At 67.2% G+C, this 20,604-nt stretch carries 20 protein-coding genes; 11 read left to right on the top strand and 9 right to left on the bottom strand.

What is annotated here, in order from left to right:
• Positions 1 to 2,916: an RND family transporter gene (locus A5648_RS16925; protein WP_065025660.1), complete on the bottom strand. Its 2,916-nt coding sequence runs from the start codon at positions 2,914 to 2,916 to the stop codon at positions 1 to 3.
• A complete protein-coding gene (locus A5648_RS16920; protein WP_065025659.1) occupies positions 2,913 to 3,356 on the bottom strand; it encodes an MmpS family transport accessory protein in 444 nt (147 codons plus the stop codon). The genes A5648_RS16925 and A5648_RS16920 overlap by 4 nt, the downstream gene beginning before the upstream one ends.
• 223 nt (positions 3,357 to 3,579) lie before the next feature.
• Here A5648_RS16920 and A5648_RS16915 point away from each other — a divergent pair, with 223 nt between their 5' ends.
• Positions 3,580 to 4,167 carry a PepSY domain-containing protein gene (locus A5648_RS16915; RefSeq protein WP_065025658.1) on the top strand — a complete coding sequence of 196 codons (588 nt, stop codon included), beginning with the start codon at positions 3,580 to 3,582 and terminating at the stop codon, positions 4,165 to 4,167.
• Here the strand turns inward: A5648_RS16915 and A5648_RS16910 are convergent, their stop codons facing one another.
• Positions 4,168 to 5,211: an NAD(P)H-dependent amine dehydrogenase family protein gene (locus tag A5648_RS16910; RefSeq protein WP_065025657.1), complete on the bottom strand. Its 1,044-nt coding sequence runs from the start codon at positions 5,209 to 5,211 to the stop codon at positions 4,168 to 4,170.
• Positions 5,212 to 5,267: 56 nt separating this feature from the next.
• Here A5648_RS16910 and A5648_RS16905 point away from each other — a divergent pair, with 56 nt between their 5' ends.
• A complete protein-coding gene (locus A5648_RS16905) occupies positions 5,268 to 6,458 on the top strand; it encodes an enhanced intracellular survival protein Eis (RefSeq protein WP_082966549.1) in 1,191 nt (396 codons plus the stop codon).
• Positions 6,459 to 6,463: 5 nt separating this feature from the next.
• Here the strand turns inward: A5648_RS16905 and A5648_RS16900 are convergent, their stop codons facing one another.
• A complete protein-coding gene (locus A5648_RS16900) occupies positions 6,464 to 7,573 on the bottom strand; it encodes an acyl-CoA dehydrogenase family protein (protein ID WP_065025655.1) in 1,110 nt (369 codons plus the stop codon).
• A gap of 14 nt (positions 7,574 to 7,587) precedes the next feature.
• Positions 7,588 to 8,748: an acyl-CoA dehydrogenase family protein gene (locus A5648_RS16895; RefSeq protein WP_065025654.1), complete on the bottom strand. Its 1,161-nt coding sequence runs from the start codon at positions 8,746 to 8,748 to the stop codon at positions 7,588 to 7,590.
• Between the two features lie 154 nt (positions 8,749 to 8,902).
• On the opposite strand from A5648_RS16895, the gene A5648_RS16890 reads away from it, so the two are divergent.
• Positions 8,903 to 9,439 carry a DUF4352 domain-containing protein gene (locus A5648_RS16890; RefSeq protein ID WP_065025653.1) on the top strand — a complete coding sequence of 179 codons (537 nt, stop codon included), beginning with the start codon at positions 8,903 to 8,905 and terminating at the stop codon, positions 9,437 to 9,439.
• A 151-nt stretch (positions 9,440 to 9,590) separates the two neighbouring features.
• On the opposite strand, the gene A5648_RS16885 is transcribed toward A5648_RS16890, so the two are convergent.
• On the bottom strand, positions 9,591 to 9,986 hold the full coding sequence (locus tag A5648_RS16885; RefSeq protein WP_234787455.1) for a hypothetical protein: 396 nt from the start codon (positions 9,984 to 9,986) through the stop codon (positions 9,591 to 9,593).
• Between the two features lie 289 nt (positions 9,987 to 10,275).
• Here A5648_RS16885 and A5648_RS16880 point away from each other — a divergent pair, with 289 nt between their 5' ends.
• From A5648_RS16880 to holA, 3 genes are read left to right on the top strand one after another with little or no spacing between them, the layout of a single operon-like run.
• Positions 10,276 to 11,121, top strand: a complete 846-nt coding sequence (locus A5648_RS16880; protein ID WP_065025651.1) for a ComEA family DNA-binding protein — start codon at positions 10,276 to 10,278, stop codon at positions 11,119 to 11,121.
• A gap of 2 nt (positions 11,122 to 11,123) precedes the next feature.
• Complete coding sequence (locus A5648_RS16875) at positions 11,124 to 12,680, top strand: ComEC/Rec2 family competence protein (RefSeq protein WP_234787454.1); 1,557 nt, start codon at positions 11,124 to 11,126, stop codon at positions 12,678 to 12,680.
• 12 nt (positions 12,681 to 12,692) lie between these two features.
• Positions 12,693 to 13,655 carry a DNA polymerase III subunit delta gene (holA, locus tag A5648_RS16870; protein WP_065025650.1) on the top strand — a complete coding sequence of 321 codons (963 nt, stop codon included), beginning with the start codon at positions 12,693 to 12,695 and terminating at the stop codon, positions 13,653 to 13,655.
• Positions 13,656 to 13,752: 97 nt separating this feature from the next.
• On the opposite strand, the gene rpsT is transcribed toward holA, so the two are convergent.
• Together rpsT and A5648_RS16860 are read right to left on the bottom strand one after the other, a co-directional pair.
• Positions 13,753 to 14,013 (bottom strand): 30S ribosomal protein S20, encoded by a 261-nt coding sequence (rpsT, locus tag A5648_RS16865; RefSeq protein WP_065025649.1) that lies wholly within the window; start codon positions 14,011 to 14,013, stop codon positions 13,753 to 13,755.
• Positions 14,014 to 14,133: 120 nt separating this feature from the next.
• Entirely contained in the window at positions 14,134 to 14,991 is an 858-nt protein-coding gene (locus tag A5648_RS16860; RefSeq protein ID WP_109470828.1) for a ribonuclease Z, read from the bottom strand.
• Between the two features lie 116 nt (positions 14,992 to 15,107).
• Here A5648_RS16860 and A5648_RS16855 point away from each other — a divergent pair, with 116 nt between their 5' ends.
• Complete coding sequence (locus A5648_RS16855; RefSeq protein ID WP_065025647.1) at positions 15,108 to 15,536, top strand: CBS domain-containing protein; 429 nt, start codon at positions 15,108 to 15,110, stop codon at positions 15,534 to 15,536.
• 18 nt (positions 15,537 to 15,554) lie between these two features.
• On the opposite strand, the gene A5648_RS16850 is transcribed toward A5648_RS16855, so the two are convergent.
• Entirely contained in the window at positions 15,555 to 16,169 is a 615-nt protein-coding gene (locus A5648_RS16850; protein ID WP_065025646.1) for a type II toxin-antitoxin system PemK/MazF family toxin, read from the bottom strand.
• Between the two features lie 495 nt (positions 16,170 to 16,664).
• On the opposite strand from A5648_RS16850, the gene A5648_RS16845 reads away from it, so the two are divergent.
• The 4 genes from A5648_RS16845 to A5648_RS16830 form a co-directional block, all read left to right on the top strand.
• Positions 16,665 to 17,219, top strand: coding sequence for a hypothetical protein (locus tag A5648_RS16845; RefSeq protein ID WP_065025645.1), 555 nt, complete (start codon positions 16,665 to 16,667; stop codon positions 17,217 to 17,219).
• A gap of 332 nt (positions 17,220 to 17,551) precedes the next feature.
• The gene (locus A5648_RS16840) at positions 17,552 to 18,121 is read left to right on the top strand and encodes a hypothetical protein (RefSeq protein ID WP_065025644.1); all 570 of its coding nucleotides are present in this window, start codon (positions 17,552 to 17,554) and stop codon (positions 18,119 to 18,121) included.
• A gap of 124 nt (positions 18,122 to 18,245) precedes the next feature.
• On the top strand, positions 18,246 to 20,102 hold the full coding sequence (gene lepA, locus A5648_RS16835; RefSeq protein ID WP_082966548.1) for a translation elongation factor 4: 1,857 nt from the start codon (positions 18,246 to 18,248) through the stop codon (positions 20,100 to 20,102).
• On the top strand, positions 20,102 to 20,604 hold a 503-nt coding region (locus tag A5648_RS16830), incomplete at its 3' end, for a sensor domain-containing protein (RefSeq protein ID WP_131810589.1). The genes lepA and A5648_RS16830, both read left to right, overlap by 1 nt.

Here is a 20,604-nt window from a genome sequence, read left to right as displayed (position 1 = left end):
CTACTGCGTGGCGAACCTGTCGGTGTCTGCGGCCGGATCGGTGTGGGGCGTGTGGGCCGCGATCCCACGGATGTTCTTGTTGGGGCCCCACGGGCGGACCACCTGAGGCCACCAGAACCACTTGCCCAGCATCGTCGCGATCGACGGCATGAAGAACGCCCGGACCACGAAGGTGTCCAGCAGCAACCCGATGGCCACGGTTGTGCCGTACATGCCGATCGCCTTGAGATCGCTGAAGAACATGATGCCCATGGTCGCGGCGAACACCATGCCCGCCGAGGTCACCACGCCACCGCTGCCGGCCATCGCCCGGATATAGCCGGTCTTCAGCCCGGCGTGGATCTCCTCTTCGAACCGCGAGACCAGCAGCAGGTTGTAGTCCGAACCCACCGCCAGTAGCACGATCACCGCCAAAACCAGGGTCACCCAGTAGATGTGCTGGCCGAAGATGTGTTGCCAGATCAGCACCGAGATGCCGAAGGACGCCGCGATCGAACTGGAAGCGGTACCCAGGATCACCAGCGCGGCCACCATGCTGCGGGTGATCATCATCATGATCAAGAAGATCAGGGTCAGCGACGCGACCACCGCGATCATCAGGTCGTACTTGGCGCCGTTGCTCATGTCTTCGTAGAGGGCGGCCATCCCGCCGACGTAGACCTTGGCGTCCGACAGCGAGGACTGCTTGAGTGCCTCCTGCGCGGCGATGCGCTCCGGCTCCACGCGGGCAATGCCCTCCGCGGTGGCCGGGTAGGTCTGGTGGGTGACGAAGAAGCGCGCCGACTTGCCGTCCGGCGACATGAACAGGCGCAGCCCCGTCTGGAAGTCCTTGTTATCGAATGCTTCCGCGGGTAGGTAGAAGAAGTCGTCGTTCTTCGAGTCGTCGAAACTCTGCCCCATCATGATCTGGGTGTTGCTCAGATCCTCCATCTGGTTGACGAACGCCGAGAAGGTGGAATGCACGGTCAGCACCAGGCCGCGCATGATCCTCATGGTGTCGACGACGGCGGGCAGCAACTCCACCGCCTGTGGCAGCAAGCGGGCCGTCTTGGTGATGTCGGCTGACAGGTGGTGCAATTGCTCGGTGAGCTGGTCGACACCGTCGGTGGTGTCGAAGGTGCTCCGCAGCGCCCAGCACATCGGGATGTCGAAGCAGTGCGGCTCCCAGTAGAAGTAGCTGCGCAGCGGCCGGAACTGGTCGTCGAAGTCGGCCAGATGGTCGCGGATCCGGTCGGAGACCTCCACGGTGCGCTCGGTGACCTCGGCGGTGTCATCGAAGGTCCGGTCGACCTCCTGCAGGTAGCCGTACATCTGGATCAGCAACTCGATGTCCTTGTCGAGCTGCTGGGAGATCGTGTCGATGTCTTTGATCCGGTCCTTGAGCGTCTTCATGTTCTGGATCATCAACTGATTGGACGCACTGAGCTGGAAGGGAACCGAGCTGTGCTGCAACGGGATTCCCAACGGCCGGGTGATGTCCTGGATCATGGCGATGCCGTGCACCCGCATGATGTTCTTGGCGACCCGGTCCAGCACCAGCATGTCGGCCGGGTTCCGCATGTCGTGGTCGGAGGTCACCATGGTGATGTCGGGGGCCATCCGGGCGGCCGAGAAGTGCTTCTCGGCGGCGGCATAACTGACGTTGACCGGGGTTTCCTTCGGCAGGTACTTCCGGTCGTCGTATCCGGGTTTGAACCCCGGCAGGGCGACCAGTCCGACCATGATGACCGCCAGGCTGGCCACCGCGATCGGACCCGGCCAGCGCACGACCGAGACCCCGGCGCGGCGCCAGAACCCACCCGGCTTGGCTGGTTTGGGCTCCAGCAGCCCGAAGCTGGTGACCACCACCAGCAACGCCGGTCCCAGGGTGAGTGCGGCGGCGACCACGACGATCATGCCCACCGAGACCGGGATGCCCATGGTGTGGAAGTAGGGCAGCCGGGTGAAGTACAACACCGCCGACGCCCCCGCGATGGTTAGGCCCGACCCCAGCACGACGGGGGTGACGCTGCGCACGGTGGTGTAGTAGGCGTCGACCCGCTCTTCGCCGGCCAGCCGGGCCTCGCGGTAGCGGCCGATCAGGAAGATGCCGTAATCGGTACCGGCGGCGATCGCCAGCATCACCATGATGTTGACCGCGAACGTCGTCAGACCCATCACGTTGTTGAACCCGAGCACCGCGACGACGCCGCGCGCGCAGATCAGTTCCAGCAGCGTCAGGAACAGCTGCGTCAGCATCGCCGAGATGGACCGGAAGACGATCAGCAGCATGATTGCGATCGCGGCGATGGTGAACAGGGTGATCTTCACCAGGCTGGCGTCGCCGATCTCGCGCAGATCCGCGGTCAGCGCTGCCGGACCGGCGACATAGGCCTGCACGCCGGGTGGGGCGGGAGTGTCGTCGATGTGCTTGCGGACCGCTTGCACCGAGTCGTTGGCTTCGGTCATGCCCTGGTTGCCGACCAGGTTGAGCATGATGTAGGCCGCTTTGGCGTCGGAGCTCTGCACACCGGCCGCGGTCAACCGGTCACGCCAGAAGTCCTGCGCGTGCTCGACGTGGTCCTTGTCGGCGACCAACTTCTTGACGATTTCGTCGTAGTAGCGGTGGGCGTCCTCGCCGAGTTCGTCCTCGCCGACCACCACCATCATCACGGTGCTGTTGGATTTGTATTCCTGGAAGTTCTCGCCGACCAGCTGACTGGCGACCATCGACGGCGCGTCCATCGGCGCCAGCGGGGCCGAGTGTTCCTCGGAGATCACTTCCAGCTGGGGCACAAGGATATTGACCAGGACGGTGAACACGATCCAGACGATGATGATCGGCACCGCGAAGATGCGCAGCATGTGTGCGAAGAACGGCCGTTTGACGTGCGGGTCCTGGTGCTCGTCGAGCCGCGCTCGGATCCGTTTGATCATCCGGACTTCACCAGGCAGAAGGTCTGGGCGTTCAGCCCGGTGGCGCGTCGTTCGTCGAGCAGCCGGTCGTCGATCTTGATCCGGCAGCCGATCTCACCGGTGTTGCCCTGCACGATCATGTTGGCCTGCACTGCGGGAAGCACGGTGACGACGGTGTAGGACCAGGGCAGCGGCACATTGTTGAGTTGATGGACGTTGGCCTCGGCGTCCCAGTAGTTGATGTCGGCGGTGGTGCCCGGAGGACCGAATGCCTCGTAGGCGACGTACTTGGGGTTGAACTGCACGATCTCGATGCCGGCGCCGGCGTGGGGGTTGAGGTCCTGGGAGGCGAACACCTTGTGCAGCCGGGTGACGATCACGGCGGATATGAAGACGACCACGATGAAGACCAGCGGAATCCAATGCCTTTTGACTATTGCGGCGATCGGAATCTTCCTCATATCACCGCCTTCCGCTGGTCGATAGTGCGGTCGAACGCCGGCAGCGGACAGGGTGTGTTCCGGCCTCGCCGGAATCGTCGAAGGCTGCCACGAATATCGTCCTCGGGCAGCATAAACCTTCGCTTGGCTAACGATCGCAACGGGTGCGCACGCTGGGTGTGCCGACTGCAGAAGTCCCCGGTAGGTCGGCAGTGTCGCCGGCCTTTCAGTAGCATGGCCGCTGATGCACGGTCTGGTGAATGGCGTCCGAGTCGGCGCAGTGGTCATCGTGGTAGCGCTGGCGCTGGCCGGTTGCAGCGGCAACGGCAGGTCAGGCGCGAAATCGTCGGAGTCGACCACGCCCGGGGCGTCCTGGTCGCGCCCGGATGCGCCGCCTGATCCGCACACCCTGCTGCGCGCGGGGGACCTGGCCGTTTCGCAGGTGCCGGCCAGCGTGCTGATCTTCATCGAGAGCGAAACCAACGATTCCGGCAGCTGGAAGGCGCGGGTGGTCACCCCCGACGGCGCCGAACGGCAGCTCAAGATCGAATCCGACGGTGAGTCGGTGCTGGTCGGCCCGACCGTCACCGAGGACAGCGACGCCGACAAGGCCAAACGACGCGCCAATCTGGACGGCGCCCACCTGGACTACCGGGCCGCGGTGAAGAAGGTGCTGAGCGCGGTGCCCGACGGCTCGGTGACCGAGTTGAGCCTGCTCGACATGAACGGCACCGTGGTGTGGGACGCCGACGTGTGGGACACCGAGCTGGTCGAACACGACGTCACCATCGATGCCGCGTCGGGGGCGATCACCACCAACCGCCCGGTTTGATCAGCTCGCGGCGCGGCCGGTGATCGGCGGCAGGTCGGCCAGGGTGACGATGCCCGGCGCGGCCGCGACCACCGCGGGCACCGCATTGGTCACCGGCATGGCGGTGTAGATCGAACCCAATCCGTTGAAGTTCGGCTCGCTCCAGTCCTTGGGCGGCAGGCAGTTGATGACGGTGCGCATGTTCGGCACTCCGAACACCTGGATCACGTGGCCGTGCGCCACCGGCTTGGGCGGCGTGACGTGGCTGCCCATGATCCAGTTGAATCCCACGCTGACCACGTTGCGCTCACCGACCCAACCGCGGTGGTAGCCGAAGACACTGCCCACGGTTCCGGCGGGGATCTTCATGAAGCCCAGATCGCTGTCACCGGTCGCGGCGGTGAACTGCACGTCGAAAGTCATCCTGTCCAGCTGCGCGCCGATCGCGTCGGCCATCATCGCCGCGGACTCGGCGAACACCTCGCATTCGCGGCGGACACTCTCGGCTAGCCCCGGGGTCTCGGGGTCCTGGCCGAAGCCCATCGCCGCCATGGTGGCCGCGGACTCGTACGTCGAGCAGTCCACCGATTCGGTGATCCGGATCTCGTCGACCCGCTCACACGCCCCCGACAGCACCATGCCGACCATGTTGGTCAGCCCGGGGTGCGCACCACTGCCGAACATCGTCGAGTTCCCGGCCCGGCAGGCATCCTCGATGCGGGTGCGGTCTTCCGGGGTCTGCTTGCCGCCGGTGATCCAGGCGGCCGTGGAGCACACGTTGATGCCGGCTTCCAGCAGCCGGACCAATTCGTCGATGCTCGGCCACAGCGGGTTGTAGCAACAGGCGTCGGGCTTCAGCGCGATCAAGGCGTCGATGTCGTCGGTGGCGGTGATCCCGGTCGGTTCCGGCCAGCCGGCCAACTCGGCAGCGTCCACTCCGACCTTGTTCTTGCCGTGGGCGTAGACGCCGACCAACTCCATGTCGGGACGGCCGATGATGGCGTGCAGCGAGCGCTGTCCGATGTTGCCGGTGGTCCATTGGATGACGCGCAGCGGTGTGCTCATGGCTCCACACCTTATTGGGATGCGGCGCGCCGCCGGTTGTGGCACCGTCGAAGTCCGTGACCGATGTGACCGTGCGGACCGCGCAGGACGACGACTGGGCGGCGATCTCGCTGTTGGAGGCCGCCGGCTTCGGGTCGTTCACCCACCCGGACCAGGTCGAGGCCATTCGGACCCTGGTCCCGCCCGGCGGCGCGGTGGTGGCCTGCGAAGGCGGCGAGGTGATCGGCGTGGCGTTCTACCTCGACCTGCGGCTCACGGTTCCCGGCGGGGCGGTGCTGCCGGCCGCAGGCATCAGCGGCGTGGTCGTTGCGCCCACCCACCGCCGGCGCGGCGTGCTGCGCGCCATGTACGTCGAATTGCACCGGCGCATCGCCGATTCCGGATATCCGGTGGCGGCGCTGACCGCCAGCGAAGGCGGCATCTACGGGCGATTCGGTTACGGCCCGGCCACCGTCGACCAGGAGCTGACCATCGACCGGCGGTTCGCGGTGTTCCACCCCGACGCACCCGACCCCGGCGGGGTCCGGCTGGTCCGGGCCGGTGACCACCGCGACGAGTTCGCCGCGATCTACGACCGTTGCCGCGAGCGCACCCCCGGTGGGTTGGTACGCCCGATCCCGCTCTGGGACGACCTGCTCGCCGACCGGGAAGGCGACCGCGACGGCGGCACCGCTTGGATGGCGCTGCTGCACCCGGACGGTTACGCCCTGTACCGGGTGCACGGGGCGAAGCCCAAGACGGTGCGGGTGGCGGAGCTGCGGGCCGTCACGCCGGAGGCGCACGCCGCGTTGTGGCGGGCGCTGCTGGGCATGGATCTGATGCAGACCGTCGTCATCGGCACCTACCCGGACGATCCGCTGCCCTATCTGTTGACCGACACCCGGTTGGCCCGCACCACCGCACGCACCGACGAGGGCTGGCTGCGGTTGATGGACATCCCGACCGCATTGGCGGCCCGCGACTACGCCGCAGACCTGAGTGTGGTCCTGGAGGTGTCCGACCGGTTCCGCGGCGACGGTGGCCGATTCGCGCTGGAAATCCGCGACGGCCGGGCGCAGTGCACCCGCTGCGACGCACCCGCGGACGCCGAACTGGATCTCGACGTGCTAGGCAGCCTTTACCTGGGAACTCACCGGGTGTCGGCGCTGGCCGCGGCGAACCGGTTGCGTTGTCAGGGCGGGCTCGCGCAGCGGCTCGATGCGGCGTTCGCCAGCGCGGTGCCGGCTCAGCTCGGCTTCTTCTTCTAAAGCGGCTACAGCTTGGCCAGGCCGTAGCGGTCCAGGTTGTCCATCAGCACGTGCACCTGATCCTGCGCAGAGCCCAGGGTGTGCTCGATCGCGGTGAGCCGGGCCGCGAGGTGACCGACCGGATACTCCCAGGTCATCCCGATCCCGCCGTGCAGCTGGATGGCCTCCTGAGCGATGTGCCGCCCGGAGCGGCCGATCTGCAGCTTGGCGCGTGCCGCGATCACCGGGTCGAGGTTGCCGTCGGCGATCGACATGGCCGCGTACATGCTCATGCTGCGGGCCAACTCCAGCGAGACGTACATGTCGGCGGCGCGCTGAGTCAGGGTCTGGAAGGTGTTGAGCGTGACGCCGAACTGCTTGCGGGTCTTGAGGTAGTCGGTGGTCAGCCGTAGTGCCTCTTCCATCGCCCCGACCGCCTCGGCGCACAGCGCCGAGGAGATGCGGATGAGCGCGTGCTCGATGGCACCGGTGGCGTCAGCGGCCTCACCGAGCGGAGCACCCGGGGTGTTGTCCAAGTCGATCTGGGCGCCGCGCCGGCCGTCAAAGGTTCGGTAGGGCGACCGGGTCAGGCCGTCGGCGTCTCCGTCGACCAGAAATAGTCCGGTTCCCCCATCGGGCAGGGCGGCGCTGACCACCAGGGTGTCGGCGCGGTCGCCGGTCAACACCGGGTTCTTGCGTCCACTGAGGCGCCACGAATCACCATGCTGCGCAGCCGCAGTGGTCACTTTGGCGTTCCCACCGCGCATACTCGGCTCGGTGTGGGCGAACGCCAGGATCTGCTCGCCCTCGGCGACGGCGTCGAGCAGTTTGCGCTGCTCGGCATCGCCGTGTTCGGCGATCAGCGCACCCGGCCCGAGTGCTCCGTGCACGACGGGCTCGGGGGCAACCCGCCGGCCGATCTCGGTGAGCACCACCATGATCTCTAGCGGTCCGGACTCCTCCGGTTCGAAACCGAGACCGAGAATTCCGGTGTCGGCCAGCTGTTTCCACACCTGAGTGTTGTAGCCGGGGTCGGCGTCGACGACCGTGTTGCGGGTCTCGGTGTCGTAGCCCGACAACATCGAACGGGTGGTGTCGCGGAGCAGAACCTGCTCGTCGCTGAGTTGAAAGTCCATGACCGTCGTACCTCCTACAGGCCCAGAATGGTGGACGCGATGATGGTGCGTTGCACCTCGTTGCTGCCGCCGTAGATCGATGTTTTGCGGTAGTTCAGGTAGGTCGGGGCGGCGTGCTGCGCCCACTCCGGAGTGGCGATGCCCTCGCCCGCCTCGAACGGCAGCACGTCGGGACCGGCGAGTTCGACGAACAGTTCGGTGACGGCCTGCTGCAGTTGGCTGCCGCGCAGCTTGAGCACCGACGACGCCGGGTTGGGCTTGCCGTCGGCGGAGTCACTCGACACCCGCATCTGGGTGAGTTCCAGTGCCAGCAAGTCGTTTTCGGCCTCGGCCAGCCGTGCCGCGAACAGCGGGTCATCGAGTGCGCCGAGCTCCTTGGCGCGCTCCTTGACCTCGGCGAGCCGCACCTTGGTGCGGGTTACCCCGGCGATCCCGGTGCGCTCGTTGCCCAGCAGGAACTTCGCGTAGGTCCAGCCGTGGTTCTCCTCGCCGACCAGCTGATCGGCGGGCACCCGCACGTCGGAGAAGAAGACCTCGTTGACCTCGTAGCCGCCGTCGATCAGCTTGATCGGCCGCATGGTGACGCCCGGCGTGTTCACCTCGAACAGCAGGAACGAGATGCCGGCCTGCTTTTTGGGGGCCTGCGGGTCGGTGCGCACCAGGCAGAAAATCCAGTCCGCGTACTGCCCGAGTGTGGTCCAGGTCTTCTGCCCGTTGACGATGTAGCTGTCGCCGTCGCGTATCGCGGTGGTGCGCAGCGACGCCAGGTCGGAGCCGGCGTCCGGCTCGGAAAACCCTTGGCACCACCAGATATCCAGGTTGGCGGTGGCCGGCAGGAAGCGTTCCTTGATGGCCTGGGAACCGAATTCGGCGATCACCGGGCCCACCATCTTGGCGTTGAAGGTCAGCGGCTCGGGCACCGACGCCAGTTGCATTTCGTCGAGCCAGATCTGGTGCTGGGTCAGCGTCCAGTCCTTGCCGCCCCACTCGACCGGCCAGTTGGGCACCGCGAGACCGTTCGCATTGAGGATCTTCTGCGTGGCCACGATGTCGTCGGGAAATATCGACTGGCCCAGCCGGCCGCGCTCCCGGATATCCGCGGGGATCTCGGTGGTGAAGAAGGTGCGCATCTCGTCGCGGAATGCGGCCTCCTCGGCGGTCAGTGCCAGTCTCACGTCGACCTCCCGGTTGGTTGGGTGAACTCACGGTTGGTATGCACCCTAATCGGAACCCGCCGCGCGGCGCGGCAAAGGTGCGGTCCCGGACCTGGAAACCGATCGGAACCGGTTAACGCAGGCGCTGGTATGCGTTTTTGTAGGCTATGAATTTATGAGACGGTCGCTCGTCGCACTATGTGTCCTGCTCTTTTGTGCGGTGTCGTGTTCGGCGGAGCCGGCCGGGGAGGCGCGGCCCGCGTCGTCGGCTTCGGCGCAGCAGCCCCCGCCCGCCCGGCCGGCCGCCCACCTCGGCCAGACACTGGACCTGATGCGGATCGGCGGGCAGAAGATCGCGGTGACGTTGACGGAGGTCATCGACCCCGCCACCGTGCCCAACGGCTGGGGCGAGGCCGGCAAGACCTACATCGCGACCAAACTGCGTATCGAGAACGCCGGAACGACGACCGTCGTCGGCAACAGCAACAGCGACGTCTCGGTGGTCGGCTCCGACGACCAGAACTACCAGGCCGATTTCGCCACCGTGACCGAGTGCCAGGACTTCGCCTACGGCTGGTTCCTGCTCGCCGCCGGCTCCTCGAGCACCGGCTGCGTCGTGTTCGCGCTGCCCGCGGGGGTCACCGCGACGAAAGTCCGCTACTCACCGTCCTCGGGCATCTCCCGTGACATCGGGGAATGGGTGAACCCGTAGTTGGGTTTCTGCACAACCGCGCGTTGATGGTTTGTCGTCATACGCCTGACGTGGTTTAGGATGGGTGTCGCCTGGGGCGTTGAGCCTCTGGAAGTGAGCCCGAGACCCGGCCGGACGACCGCGGCGCTCGGGCTTCGCGTTTTCCACGGGTTCATACGTCGCGAACAGCCGAGACGGCCGGCGTGATCAGCTGTCGCCAGCGCCCACCCTTAGCCCAGCACCATGCGACGGCATCGGGGACCGCCAGCAATGCGTCGGCATGCGAGCGCTTGTGTTCATAGTGGAGGGTATGGCGACAGTCAGCCGCGCGCGTGTACTCGATAAGCCGTTGGTTGTCCCAACTGAGCATGCTGTCGTCTTGGTCAAAGATGACGCGGGTGTCATTGCTGGCAGCATGATCGCGCACAAGTGACCACAGGCATGCGGCCCGACGTTCCCGGTCGTTGCGGTGCGCGGGGGATGCGGCGCGGTAGACGGTGGCTTGAACTCCTGCGGCGACGAGAGTGTCCGCGATGGTTCGTTTGCGTCCGTTCTTCTCATCCTTCATATGCAGGTAACGCTGACCTGGCAGCAACAGTCCGCGGACGACCGCTCGCAAATCAGCGAGGTCGCTGGTGGTATGCAGAGTGGCGACAAGTAGGTAGTCGCGTTGCTTGGTCTCGTCGACGTAGATGTGATCGGTGATGACGGTCGATTCTAGGGACGCGGTCGTTCGGCCCGCCTATCGTCGGCCGCGACCACCGGCGTTCTCCCCAACCGGGCATTGATCCACAGAACTGGCTCGAATCGTGTTGCGAGCGAGTGTCACTGCCAGAACCGCGGCCTACCGTCGGCGCATGGCACCAGAACTTCCCGGCGAGCGGCTGCAGCGTCGCCTCGGCCTGCTGCCCGAACCCGACCGCAGCGACGACACAGCCGAGCCCGATGACGAGGCCGGCCCGAACTCATTGCTGCCGCGCTGGCTACCCGACGGGACGGCTGACGCCGGTTGGCTCGCCAAGGTGCGGGCCGACCCGGGACGGGCCGGCACGGTCGCCCTGGCGGTGATCGCCGCGGTCGCGGTGCTCATCACCGTGTTCACCGTGCTCCGCGACCAGCCTGCGCCGGTGCGCAGCGCCAAACTGCCTCCGGTAGAGATGGTTTCGACCGCCAGCCCGCGTGCCGACGAACCCGCTGCGGCGCCGGCGGCATCCGACGCCGATCAGGTGGTGGTCAGCGTGGTCGGGTTGGTGCACAAGCCGGGGCTGGCGACGCTGGCGCCCGGCTCGCGGATCGCCGACGCGCTCACCGCCGCCGGCGGGGCCCTCGATGGCGCCGACACCATCGGGCTGAACCTGGCGCGGCCCCTGGTCGACGGCGAACAGATCGTGGTCGGGCTGGCGCCGCCGTCGGGTCCGCCGGTGCTCGGCAGCTCGGTCGGCGCCCCCTCGCGGGCACCGGAGGCGCCGCGGACCAGCACCGCGCCGGCTAAACCGGAGTCCAAATCCGGTGAACCGGTCAACCTCAACACCGCGACCGTCGAGCAGCTCGACGCGCTGCCCGGGGTCGGCCCGGTGACTGCCGCCGCCATCGTCGCGTGGCGCGAAAGCCACGGCAAATTCGCCCAGGTGGACCAGCTCGGCGAGGTCGACGGCATCGGTCCGGCGCGCCTGGAGAAGCTGCGTGCCCTGGTCCGCGTCTGACCGTGACCCCGCCTGAGGCTGCGCCGGCGGCCCGGCTGGATGTTCGGCTGGTGCCGGCGGCGCTCACCGGCTGGCTGGTCACCGCTGCGGGCATCCAGTGGCAGATCGGCGCCGCGCTGGCGCTGCTGTGCGCCCTGCTCGGTGCATTGTGCGGGGCAGCGTGCTGGTACGGCACGGAGACGCGGCGGCCCGGGTGGCGGCTGGCCGGTGCGGCACTGGCAGCGGCGGCAACCGTGGGGGCCGGGTTCGGCTGCGCCGTTGCGCTGCGCACCGACTCGGTCGTCCATCATCCGATCACCGCGGCGTTCGGCCGCACCGCGGCGGTGACGGTCACCCCGAGTGAGAGCCCGATGGCCGCCGGTGCCCGCCGGGTGATGTTCCGGGCCACGCTGCAGCAACTTGACGGCGCCGGATCCTCCGGCCGCGTAATGGTTTTCGCCTCAGGCATGGAATTCGACGAGGTGATGGTCGGCCAGTCGATGGCGTTCCCCGCCAAAGTCGCCCGCCCGGCCCGGCGTGACCTGACGGTCGCGACGCTGACCGCCGCGGGCGAACCCACCCGGGGCCGGCCCGGACTCATCGCGCGATCAGCCCATCAGGTGCGTGCCCGGTTTGCGGCGGCCGCCGGGCGGGTGCTGCCCGGCGAGCAGGCCCGGATGCTGCCCGCGCTGGTCCTCGGCGACACCTCGGGGATCACTGCGGCGACCGGGCGCGAGTTTCGGGCCGCAGGCCTGACGCACCTGATGGCGGTCTCGGGTGCCAATGTGACCATCGTCTGCGGCGCGATGTTGTTTTCGGCGCGTCTGGTCGGGCCGCGCGCGGCGGCGGTATTGGCCGGTTTCGCCTTGGTGGCGTTCGTGATCGTCGTGCAGCCGACGGCCAGTGTGTTGCGGGCGGCGGTGATGGGGGCGATCGCTTTGCTGGGGGTGCTCTCAGCGCGCCGGCGCCAGGCGATTCCGAGCCTGGCCGCCAGCGTGTTGGTGCTGCTGGCGCTGGCCCCGCATCTGGCCGTCGATGTCGGCTTCGCGCTGTCGGTGGTCGCCACCGCGGCGCTGGTGCTGATCGCACCGGTCTGGTCGGCGCGGCTGGTGGCTCGCGGCTGGCCGAAACCGGTGGCAGTTGCGGTCGCCGTGGCGTGGGCCGCCAACTTGGTCACCGCGCCGCTGATCGCCGGGATCTCCGGGCGGCTCAGCCTGGTCAGCCCGCTCGCCAACCTCGCGGTGGCGGTGCTGGTCGCGCCGATCACCGTGCTGGGCAGCGCGGCGGCGGTGCTGTGCGGGTGGTGGCCGGCGGCCGCCGAGCTGTTGATCCGCTTCACCGGGCCCGAACTGTGGTGGGTCTGCCACGTCGCGCACTGGGCCGGCGGGGTTCCTGCCGCCACCGTGCCGGTGCCCGCGGGGATGGCCGGGGTGGTCGGTGTGGGCGCCGCCGCGGTGCTGGGCGTGGTCTGCTGGCGTTGGCGAGGTGGCCGGTGGGTGCTGGCCGCCCTGGCGCTGGGCCTACTGGCCTGGTCGGTCTCGGAGGTGTTGACCGGCTGGGCGGGCGTCGGGACTGCGTGACACGATTGGCGGGTGAGCCAACCGGTTTCGCCGCTGCATCTGCTCCTCGGTGATGAGGAACTGCTGGTCGAGCGGGCGGTCGCGCAGGTACTGGCGGCGGTACGGGCCCAGGCCGGCAGCACCGACGTCCCGGTGGACCGGTTGCGGGCCGGCGAAGTCGAGGCGGGTGAGCTTGCCGAGCTGCTGAGCCCGTCGTTGTTCGCCGACGAACGGGTGGTGGTGCTCGACGCCGCCGGCGAGGCCGGCAAAGATGCCGTGACCCTGATCGGGTCGACGGCCGCCGATGTGCCGGCGGGCACCGTGCTGGTGGTGGTGCACTCCGGCGCCGGGCGAGCCAAGGCGCTGGCCGGCCAGCTGCGGGAACTCGGCGCCCAGGTGCACCCGTGCGCCAAGATCACCAAGGCCGCCGAACGCGCCGACTTCATTCGCTCCGAGTTTCGCCGGCTCAAGGTCCGGGTCGACGACGCCTGCGTCACGGCGCTGCTGGATGCGGTGGGCTCCGATATCCGTGAGCTGGCCTCGGCCTGCTCGCAGCTCGTCGCCGATACCGGCGGCCAGGTCGACGCCCTCGCGGTGCGCCGCTACCACAGCGGAAAAGCCGAGGTGAAAGGCTTCGACGTCGCCGATCGGGCCGTCGTCGGCGATGTCGAGGGCGCCACCGAGGCGCTGCGCTGGGCGATGATCCGTGGTGAACCGCACGTGGTGCTGGCCGACGCGCTGGCCGAGGCGATCCACACCATCGCCAGGGTCGGCCCCAAGTCCGGTGACCCCTACCGGCTGGCCGGCGAATTGGGCATGCCGCCGTGGCGGGTGCAGAAGGCGCAGAAACAGTCCCGCTATTGGTCGCGCGACTCGGTGGCTGTCGCGGTGCGGCTGGTGGCCGGCCTCAACGCCGACGTCAAGGGCGCTGCCGCCGACGCCGACTACGCACTGGAAGCCGCGGTCCGCAAAGTCGCCGAGCTGGCCGCGCGCTAACTGGTCCCGAGCAGACGCAAAAGCCCCCAAATTCCAACCGGAATGGGGGCCTTGGCTGGGGGCATCTCCCGCTTGCGGGCGACTGCTCCCGGGTGGATCAGAGCTTGTTGAGCGTTTGCGCCAGCGCCGACTTCTTGTTGGCGGCCTGGTTCTTGTGGATCACGCCCTTGCTCGCGGCCTTGTCCAGCTTGCGGCTGGTCGACACCAGCAGTTCGCCGGCCTTGTCCTTGTCGCCGGCCTCGGCGGCCTCACGGAAGGCGCGGATCGCGGTGCGCACCGCCGACTTCACCGACTGGTTGCGCAGCCGGGCGCGCTCGTTGGTCCGGTTGCGCTTCACCTGCGACTTGATGTTGGCCACGAAGTAGTTCCTTCTTAAAAGCTTGCGTTGGGTTCGCCTCCCGACGTGGGGGCAACGGCTGTTCAGATTACCAGCTGCCCGGTCAACTCCCCAACTTGGCTCAACCACGGCGCTCTGCGCTCAGCCTCCCGGGTGCACGTCGACCCGGTGCAGGTCGTCGCCGAGCTCGATCGGCCCGTCGAACTCCGCGGCCGCCAGCTTCCGCCACTGCTCCTCCTGCCCGGGCGCGATGGCAGGCACGTAATGGGTCAGCACCAGTGTGCCGACTCCGGCGCGCCGGGCGGTCGCGGCGGCTTCGGCCACCGACGAGTGGTAGTCGCAGATGTCGCGGATCCGCTGCTGGGGGAGCGCGTCGATGAGGTCCTTGCGGATCACGGTGTGGACCAGCGCGCCGGCTCCGGCGGCCAGCTCATCGAGGCTGTCACAAGGCACGGTGTCGCCGGCCAGCACCACCGAGGCGGTCCCGGATTCGTCGGCGTATTCGATCCGGAATCCGATCGTGGGCGCCACCGGCCGATGATCGGTGGGCGCCACGGTGATCTGCACCCCGTCGCGATCCCACACCGGGCCGGTGGTGTGTTCGTGCACCTCGACCGGGGGCGGGCCCGTCAGGTCGTCGTGGTGGGCGATCCGGTAGCCGATGTCGTGTCCGAAGGCGTGCAGCGTGGCCTCCACCACCTCCGCTGTTCCCGGCGGGCCGATGATCGGCAACGGCGCGGGGTCGGGGGTGAACGTGGTGACCCACCGGGTGATCAGCAGGTCGCCGAGGTCGGCGATGTGGTCACTGTGCAGATGGGTGAGTAGCAACGCCGACAGCGTGTTGGCCGACGCACCGGCAGCGGCCAACCGCTGCAGCACCCCGCGTCCGCAGTCCACCAGCAGTGCCTGGCCTCCGGCCCGGATCAGGGTCGACGGTCCGGCGCGGTTCGGGTCGGGGATCGGGCTTCCGGTGCCCAGCAGGGTGATCTCGATGGTCATGAGGCCACATATGCCACAGATGCGCACGCCGCGGTGGAGTTTCAACATCACCGCCCCGCATCCGCGGCAAATGGCCTAGCCTGGTGTGAAGCAGATCACTGCGGCGGGAGGCTTTTATGCGGATCGCGGATGTATTGCGGAACAAGGGCGCGGCGGTGGTGACCATCCATCCGGATGCCACCGTCATGGAGTTGCTGGCGGGTCTGGCCGAGCACAACATCGGCGCCATGGTGGTGATCGGACCCAACGGCCTGGAGGGGGTGGCCTCCGAGCGGGATGTGGTCCGCCAATTGCACGTCCACGGCGCGAGCATGCTGGCGCGGCCGGTGTCGGCGATCATGACCCAGTTGGTGGCGACCTGCACCAAATCCGACACCGCCGACGAAGTCAGCATGCTGATGACCGAGCACCGGGCGCGGCACATACCGGTGCTCGAAGACGGCCGGCTGGCCGGGATCGTCAGCATCGGTGACGTGGTGAAGTCGCGGATGGAGGAGCTGCAGGCCGAGCACGCGCAGCTGCGCTCCTACATCAGCCAGGGCTAGCGGCGATCGTCAGGCCGGTCAGCTCCAGGAGTAGTCGCTGCGCAGCCGGGCGGCCACGACCTCGAACACCGTGCGTTCCAGGATGGCGCCCTCACGCCGGATCGACTCCTCAGGCACGTCGAGCACCCGGTCCAGCCGCACCCAGCTGAGCCGGTGGGCCTCATCCCAGCTGCCCGCGCCGATGCCCAGCCAGTTGGTGTCGTCGGCGTGGCGCGGCTGGCTGGACAACATCAGCCCCAGCAACATGCTGCGGTCGCGTCCGACAACCAGCACCGGCCGGTCCTTGCCTTGGTCCGGGTCATCCTCGTAGGCCACCCAGGTCCAGACGATTTCGCCCGGGTCGGCCCGGCCGTTGAGGTCAGGCGCGTAGACCAGGCGCCGCGCGCGGTGCGCGCTGGGAACGCTGCTGTTGGTGACCGGCCGGCCCGCCGGGATCGCCGGCGACGGCTCCGACGCCGCGCCGCTGAGCACCTCGAGGCCGATCTTGATGCCCTGCTCGATGCCCCGCTGGATGCGCTGTTGCACCAGCGGAGCCTGCTCGAGTTGGCGGATGAACCGTGGAGCTTCGTTGAACACCAGGTTTTCCGCGAAACGCTGCACCGTCTGCCAGGGGCTCTTCCGCGGGGAAGCCATGATCGCAGCATAGGCGAATCAGGGTTGGAACAGCCGTGTGCCGGACGGTTGGCGGCCCGGCCAGGCCTGAATTTTCTTGACGCGGGGGTAAACAAAGCGCACAGGAACCTGTACGAAAACTGATGTGCCACTTGTGTTGTCCCGTGAAGCGTAGCGGCGTACGGTTCGAGAATATTCGTTAACACGGGGGCTTCTGGACGGTGGGATGTTGTGGTGACGAGGGGTTTCCACCGTCCGGGTTGATTTGATGCTGGTTGTCGGTCCCCGAGGAGTGATTTGGGGAGGGGATTAGTTATTCATCCTGCGTCCGATCTGTCGCCCTCCGCCGTCCAGCCACGGCTATCAAGAGGTATATGGGGTTACGCATCTTGACGCAGAGTTCGGCCGGCAACGGCACTAGTGAAACCGGCATGGCCCCTTGGGATTTCAGCCGCAGCGCTGAGGGGAATCCGCGGTAGGTTTCCGGTCGCAGTAGACATCTGAAAGGCATTGATTATGAGCATCCGCAAAATCGCCGTGGTCGGCGGCCTCGCGGCCGGCGCCGCATTCGCATTGGCGCCCTTGGCATCTGCCGTAACCGACCCGCTGGACCCCATCGTGGCTAGTGAGATCGGGTCGATGAACTTCCTCTTCGGGACCGATACCTTTCTCGCTGGGGTCCCCTCCAGCGACGTCGATACCAATACGCAGGGCTTCGACTTCATCAAGCCGGAGGACGTAGCGACGGTGCAGGGTGACGGTGTAACTCCTACCCCCTTCGATTTCCTGGTCTACGGGTTGAACCCGATAACGGCCGGGCTCGCCTCCGACCCCGGTGCGTACAACGTGTTCAACGGCTCGATGGTCCAATTCGACGACGGCATCAACTCGCTGCTGTTCGCGCTGGCGAACAACGGCGGTGTGCTCGACTGGGATAGCGGTGACCTGTTCGGTGGGAGCAGCGCGATGGACATTGCCAACAACGCCACCAGTGGATGGGAAGAGGCCGCGAACTACTTCAACTTCGGTTGGGGTGACCTGTTGGGATACTTCGGTATCTTCGGCTCGTAGTCACAGCTGAGAATCGAATCCCTGGGAGGTCCCTTCCGGGGGATTCGTCTTGGCACTGTCCTTTCGTGCTCCGGCCGGGAAGGCGCCACGCAACGCAGGGTTTGTGACGCGCTGGCTTAGGCCCCCTAAGAACCGACGGAATGCTGCTCTGGACCGCAATCACCTGGGAAAACTTCGCCAAACCATCTCATTCTCGATGGTGAAGTGAATGTTCGCTTGCGCTTGATCACAGGTATCTGTTAGCTTTGGGGAGCTTTGCAGCGGACGGTGCTGGGGGAGCATCCGGTGGGGCCACCCGCTCGCCGGTGGGACATCTGAAAGGCATAGAAACCATGAACATTCGCAAGATCGGCATCATCGGCAGCTTCGCCGCGGGAGCGGCATTCGCATTCGCGCCGCTGGCGGCCGCCGCGCCCGAGGACACCGACCCCTTTGACTGGAGCAGCATCGTCGACAGCCAGCACGCGTCGATGAACTGGCTCTTCAACACCGGGGCTACCCTCACTGGTGTCCCGGCGGCCGACATCGTCGCGCCCACCGAAACCTACCCGTTCGCGACCATCTCGCACGACGATTTGCTGGAGCAGAAGGCATTCGCCGCGCTGCTCTACGGCCCGAACTGGGCAGACGAGATGTCGTCAAGCGACTCGGGTTCCTTCAGCCTGCTCAACGGCGCGCTGATGGAGTTCAACAACGGCAGCAACACCGCCTTGTGGGCGCTGATGAACGACGGCGACAACCTCGACTGGGACAGCGGTGCGCTGTTCGGTGGGAATGCCGCGGAGGCCATCGCCACCGCTGCCGTCGCATCCGGCGACGGCTGGGCTCAGGCCGGTGACTACTTCGAGCTCGGGTTCAACGACCTCCTGGGCTACTTCGGCATGGGCGCGATCGAGGTCTAGATCGCCGTAAGTACGCAAACCCCCGGAGGCCCCCGGCGCCTCCGGGGGTTTCGTTTTGCAGCCGCTGCCTCGCTACCCTGAGTAGACAGTAGGCAGCACCGCCGCACCACCCGCTCACCAGGAGATTCCCATCAGCAGTTTCGCCGACCAGACCTTCACCGCGCCGGCGCAGATACGGAACTTCTGCATCATCGCCCACATCGACCACGGCAAATCCACGCTGGCCGACCGGATGCTGCAGCTCACCGGCGTCGTCGACGACCGGTCGATGCGGGCCCAGTACCTGGACCGGATGGACATCGAGCGCGAACGCGGCATCACCATCAAGGCCCAGAATGTGCGGCTGCCGTGGACGGCCAACGACGAGCAGTACGTCCTGCACCTGATCGACACCCCCGGCCACGTCGACTTCACCTACGAGGTGTCCCGCGCGCTGGAGGCCTGTGAGGGCGCCATCCTGCTGGTCGACGCCGCCCAGGGCATCGAAGCCCAGACCCTGGCCAACCTGTATTTGGCGCTGGATCGCGATCTGACCATCATCCCGGTGCTCAACAAGATCGACCTGCCCGCCGCCGATCCGGAGCGCTACGCCGCCGAACTGGCCCACATCATCGGCTGCGAACCCGAGGATGTGCTGAAGGTGTCCGGCAAGACCGGCGAAGGCGTGGCCGAGCTGCTCGACGAAGTCGTCAAGCAGGTGCCGCCGCCCACCGGCGATGCCGACGCGCCCACCCGGGCGATGATCTTCGACTCCGTCTACGACATCTACCGCGGCGTGGTCACCTACGTCCGTGTCGTCGACGGCAAGATCACCCCGCGCGAGAAGATCGCGATGATGTCCACCGGCGCCACCCACGAGCTGCTGGAAGTCGGCATCGTCTCCCCGGAACCCAAAGCCACCAAAGGGCTCGGCGTCGGCGAGGTCGGCTACCTGATCACCGGCGTGAAGGATGTGCGTCAATCCAAGGTCGGCGACACCGTCACCACCTCCCGACACGGCGCCACCGAGGCGCTCACCGGCTACCGCGAACCCAAGCCGATGGTCTACTCCGGGCTCTACCCGGTGGACGGCTCGGACTACCCGAACCTGCGCGACGCCCTGGACAAGCTGCAGCTCAACGACGCCGCCCTGACCTACGAGCCGGAAACCTCGGTGGCACTGGGCTTCGGATTCCGCTGCGGCTTCCTGGGCCTGCTGCACATGGAGATCACCCGGGAACGCCTCGAGCGCGAATTCAACCTGGACCTGATCTCCACCTCGCCCAACGTCGTCTACCGCGTGATCCGCGAGGACAACACCGAAATCATCGTCACCAACCCCTCGGACTGGCCGGAAGGCAAGATCCGCAACGTCTTCGAGCCCGTCGTCAAGACCACCATCATCGCCCCGAGCGAGTTCGTCGGAACCATCATGGAACTGTGCCAGTCCCGGCGCGGCGAGCTGGGCGGCATGGACTACCTCTCGCCCGAACGCGTCGAGCTGCGCTACACGATGCCGCTGGGCGAGATCATCTTCGACTTCTTCGACTCGCTGAAATCGCGCACCCGCGGCTACGCCAGCCTGGACTACGAGGAGGCCGGCGAGCAGGAGGCCGACCTGGTCAAGGTCGACATCCTGCTGCAGGGCGAGGCCGTCGACGCCTTCAGTGCGATCGTGCACAAGGATTCGGCCTCGGCCTACGGCAACAAGATGACCACCAAACTCAAGGAGCTGATCCCGCGCCAGCAGTTCGAGGTGCCGGTACAGGCCGCGATCGGGTCGAAAATTATTGCCCGCGAAAATATTCGGGCCATCCGCAAGGACGTGCTGTCCAAGTGCTACGGCGGTGACATCAGCCGGAAGCGCAAGCTGCTCGAGAAGCAGAAGGAAGGCAAGAAGCGGATGAAGACCATCGGCCGCGTCGACGTGCCGCAGGAGGCGTTCGTCGCGGCACTGTCCACCGATAGCGGCGGTGCTGCCGGGGAGAAGGCCAAGAAGTAGTGGCCGCCCGGGCAGGCGCAATCGCAGCCGGCGCGGCGGCGGTCGTGCTGCTGGCCGGCGGTTGCACCACGGTGGTGTCCGGAACGGTCAGGCCCGCACCGGGATTGGCGCCGACACCGGTCACCGGAATGGCGGTCCGGCAGGTGTTACTCGACGACGCCGAGCTGTCGAAGCTGGTCGGTCAGCCCTTCCGCAGCGACCCCTCCCTGCCGCCGCGGTTCGGCGGCGTCGACGAGCTGCCCGACGCCTGGGATGAAGCCGAACCGGAGGACTGCGTCGGCGCCGCGGTGGGCGGCCAGAAAAGTGTCTACGGCGCGGCCGGCGTCCAAGACGTCGCCCACGAGTTCTGGGACAGCACTTCGGCCGCCGGCGACTCGTCGCTGACCGGGGTGGGCGAGGCCGTGATCGCACTGGCCAGTGCCGCCGACGCCGACGCGCTGTTCGAGAAGTTCTCCCAGCAGTGGGGCCAGTGCGACGGGGTCACGGTGATCCGGCACGGCGA

This window comes from Mycolicibacter sinensis (assembly GCF_001673565.1).
Lineage (GTDB): Bacteria > Actinomycetota > Actinomycetes > Mycobacteriales > Mycobacteriaceae > Mycobacterium > Mycobacterium sinense_C.
Note: the sequence above shows the minus strand (reverse complement) of the source record. Positions and strands in the feature narration are given on the sequence as shown.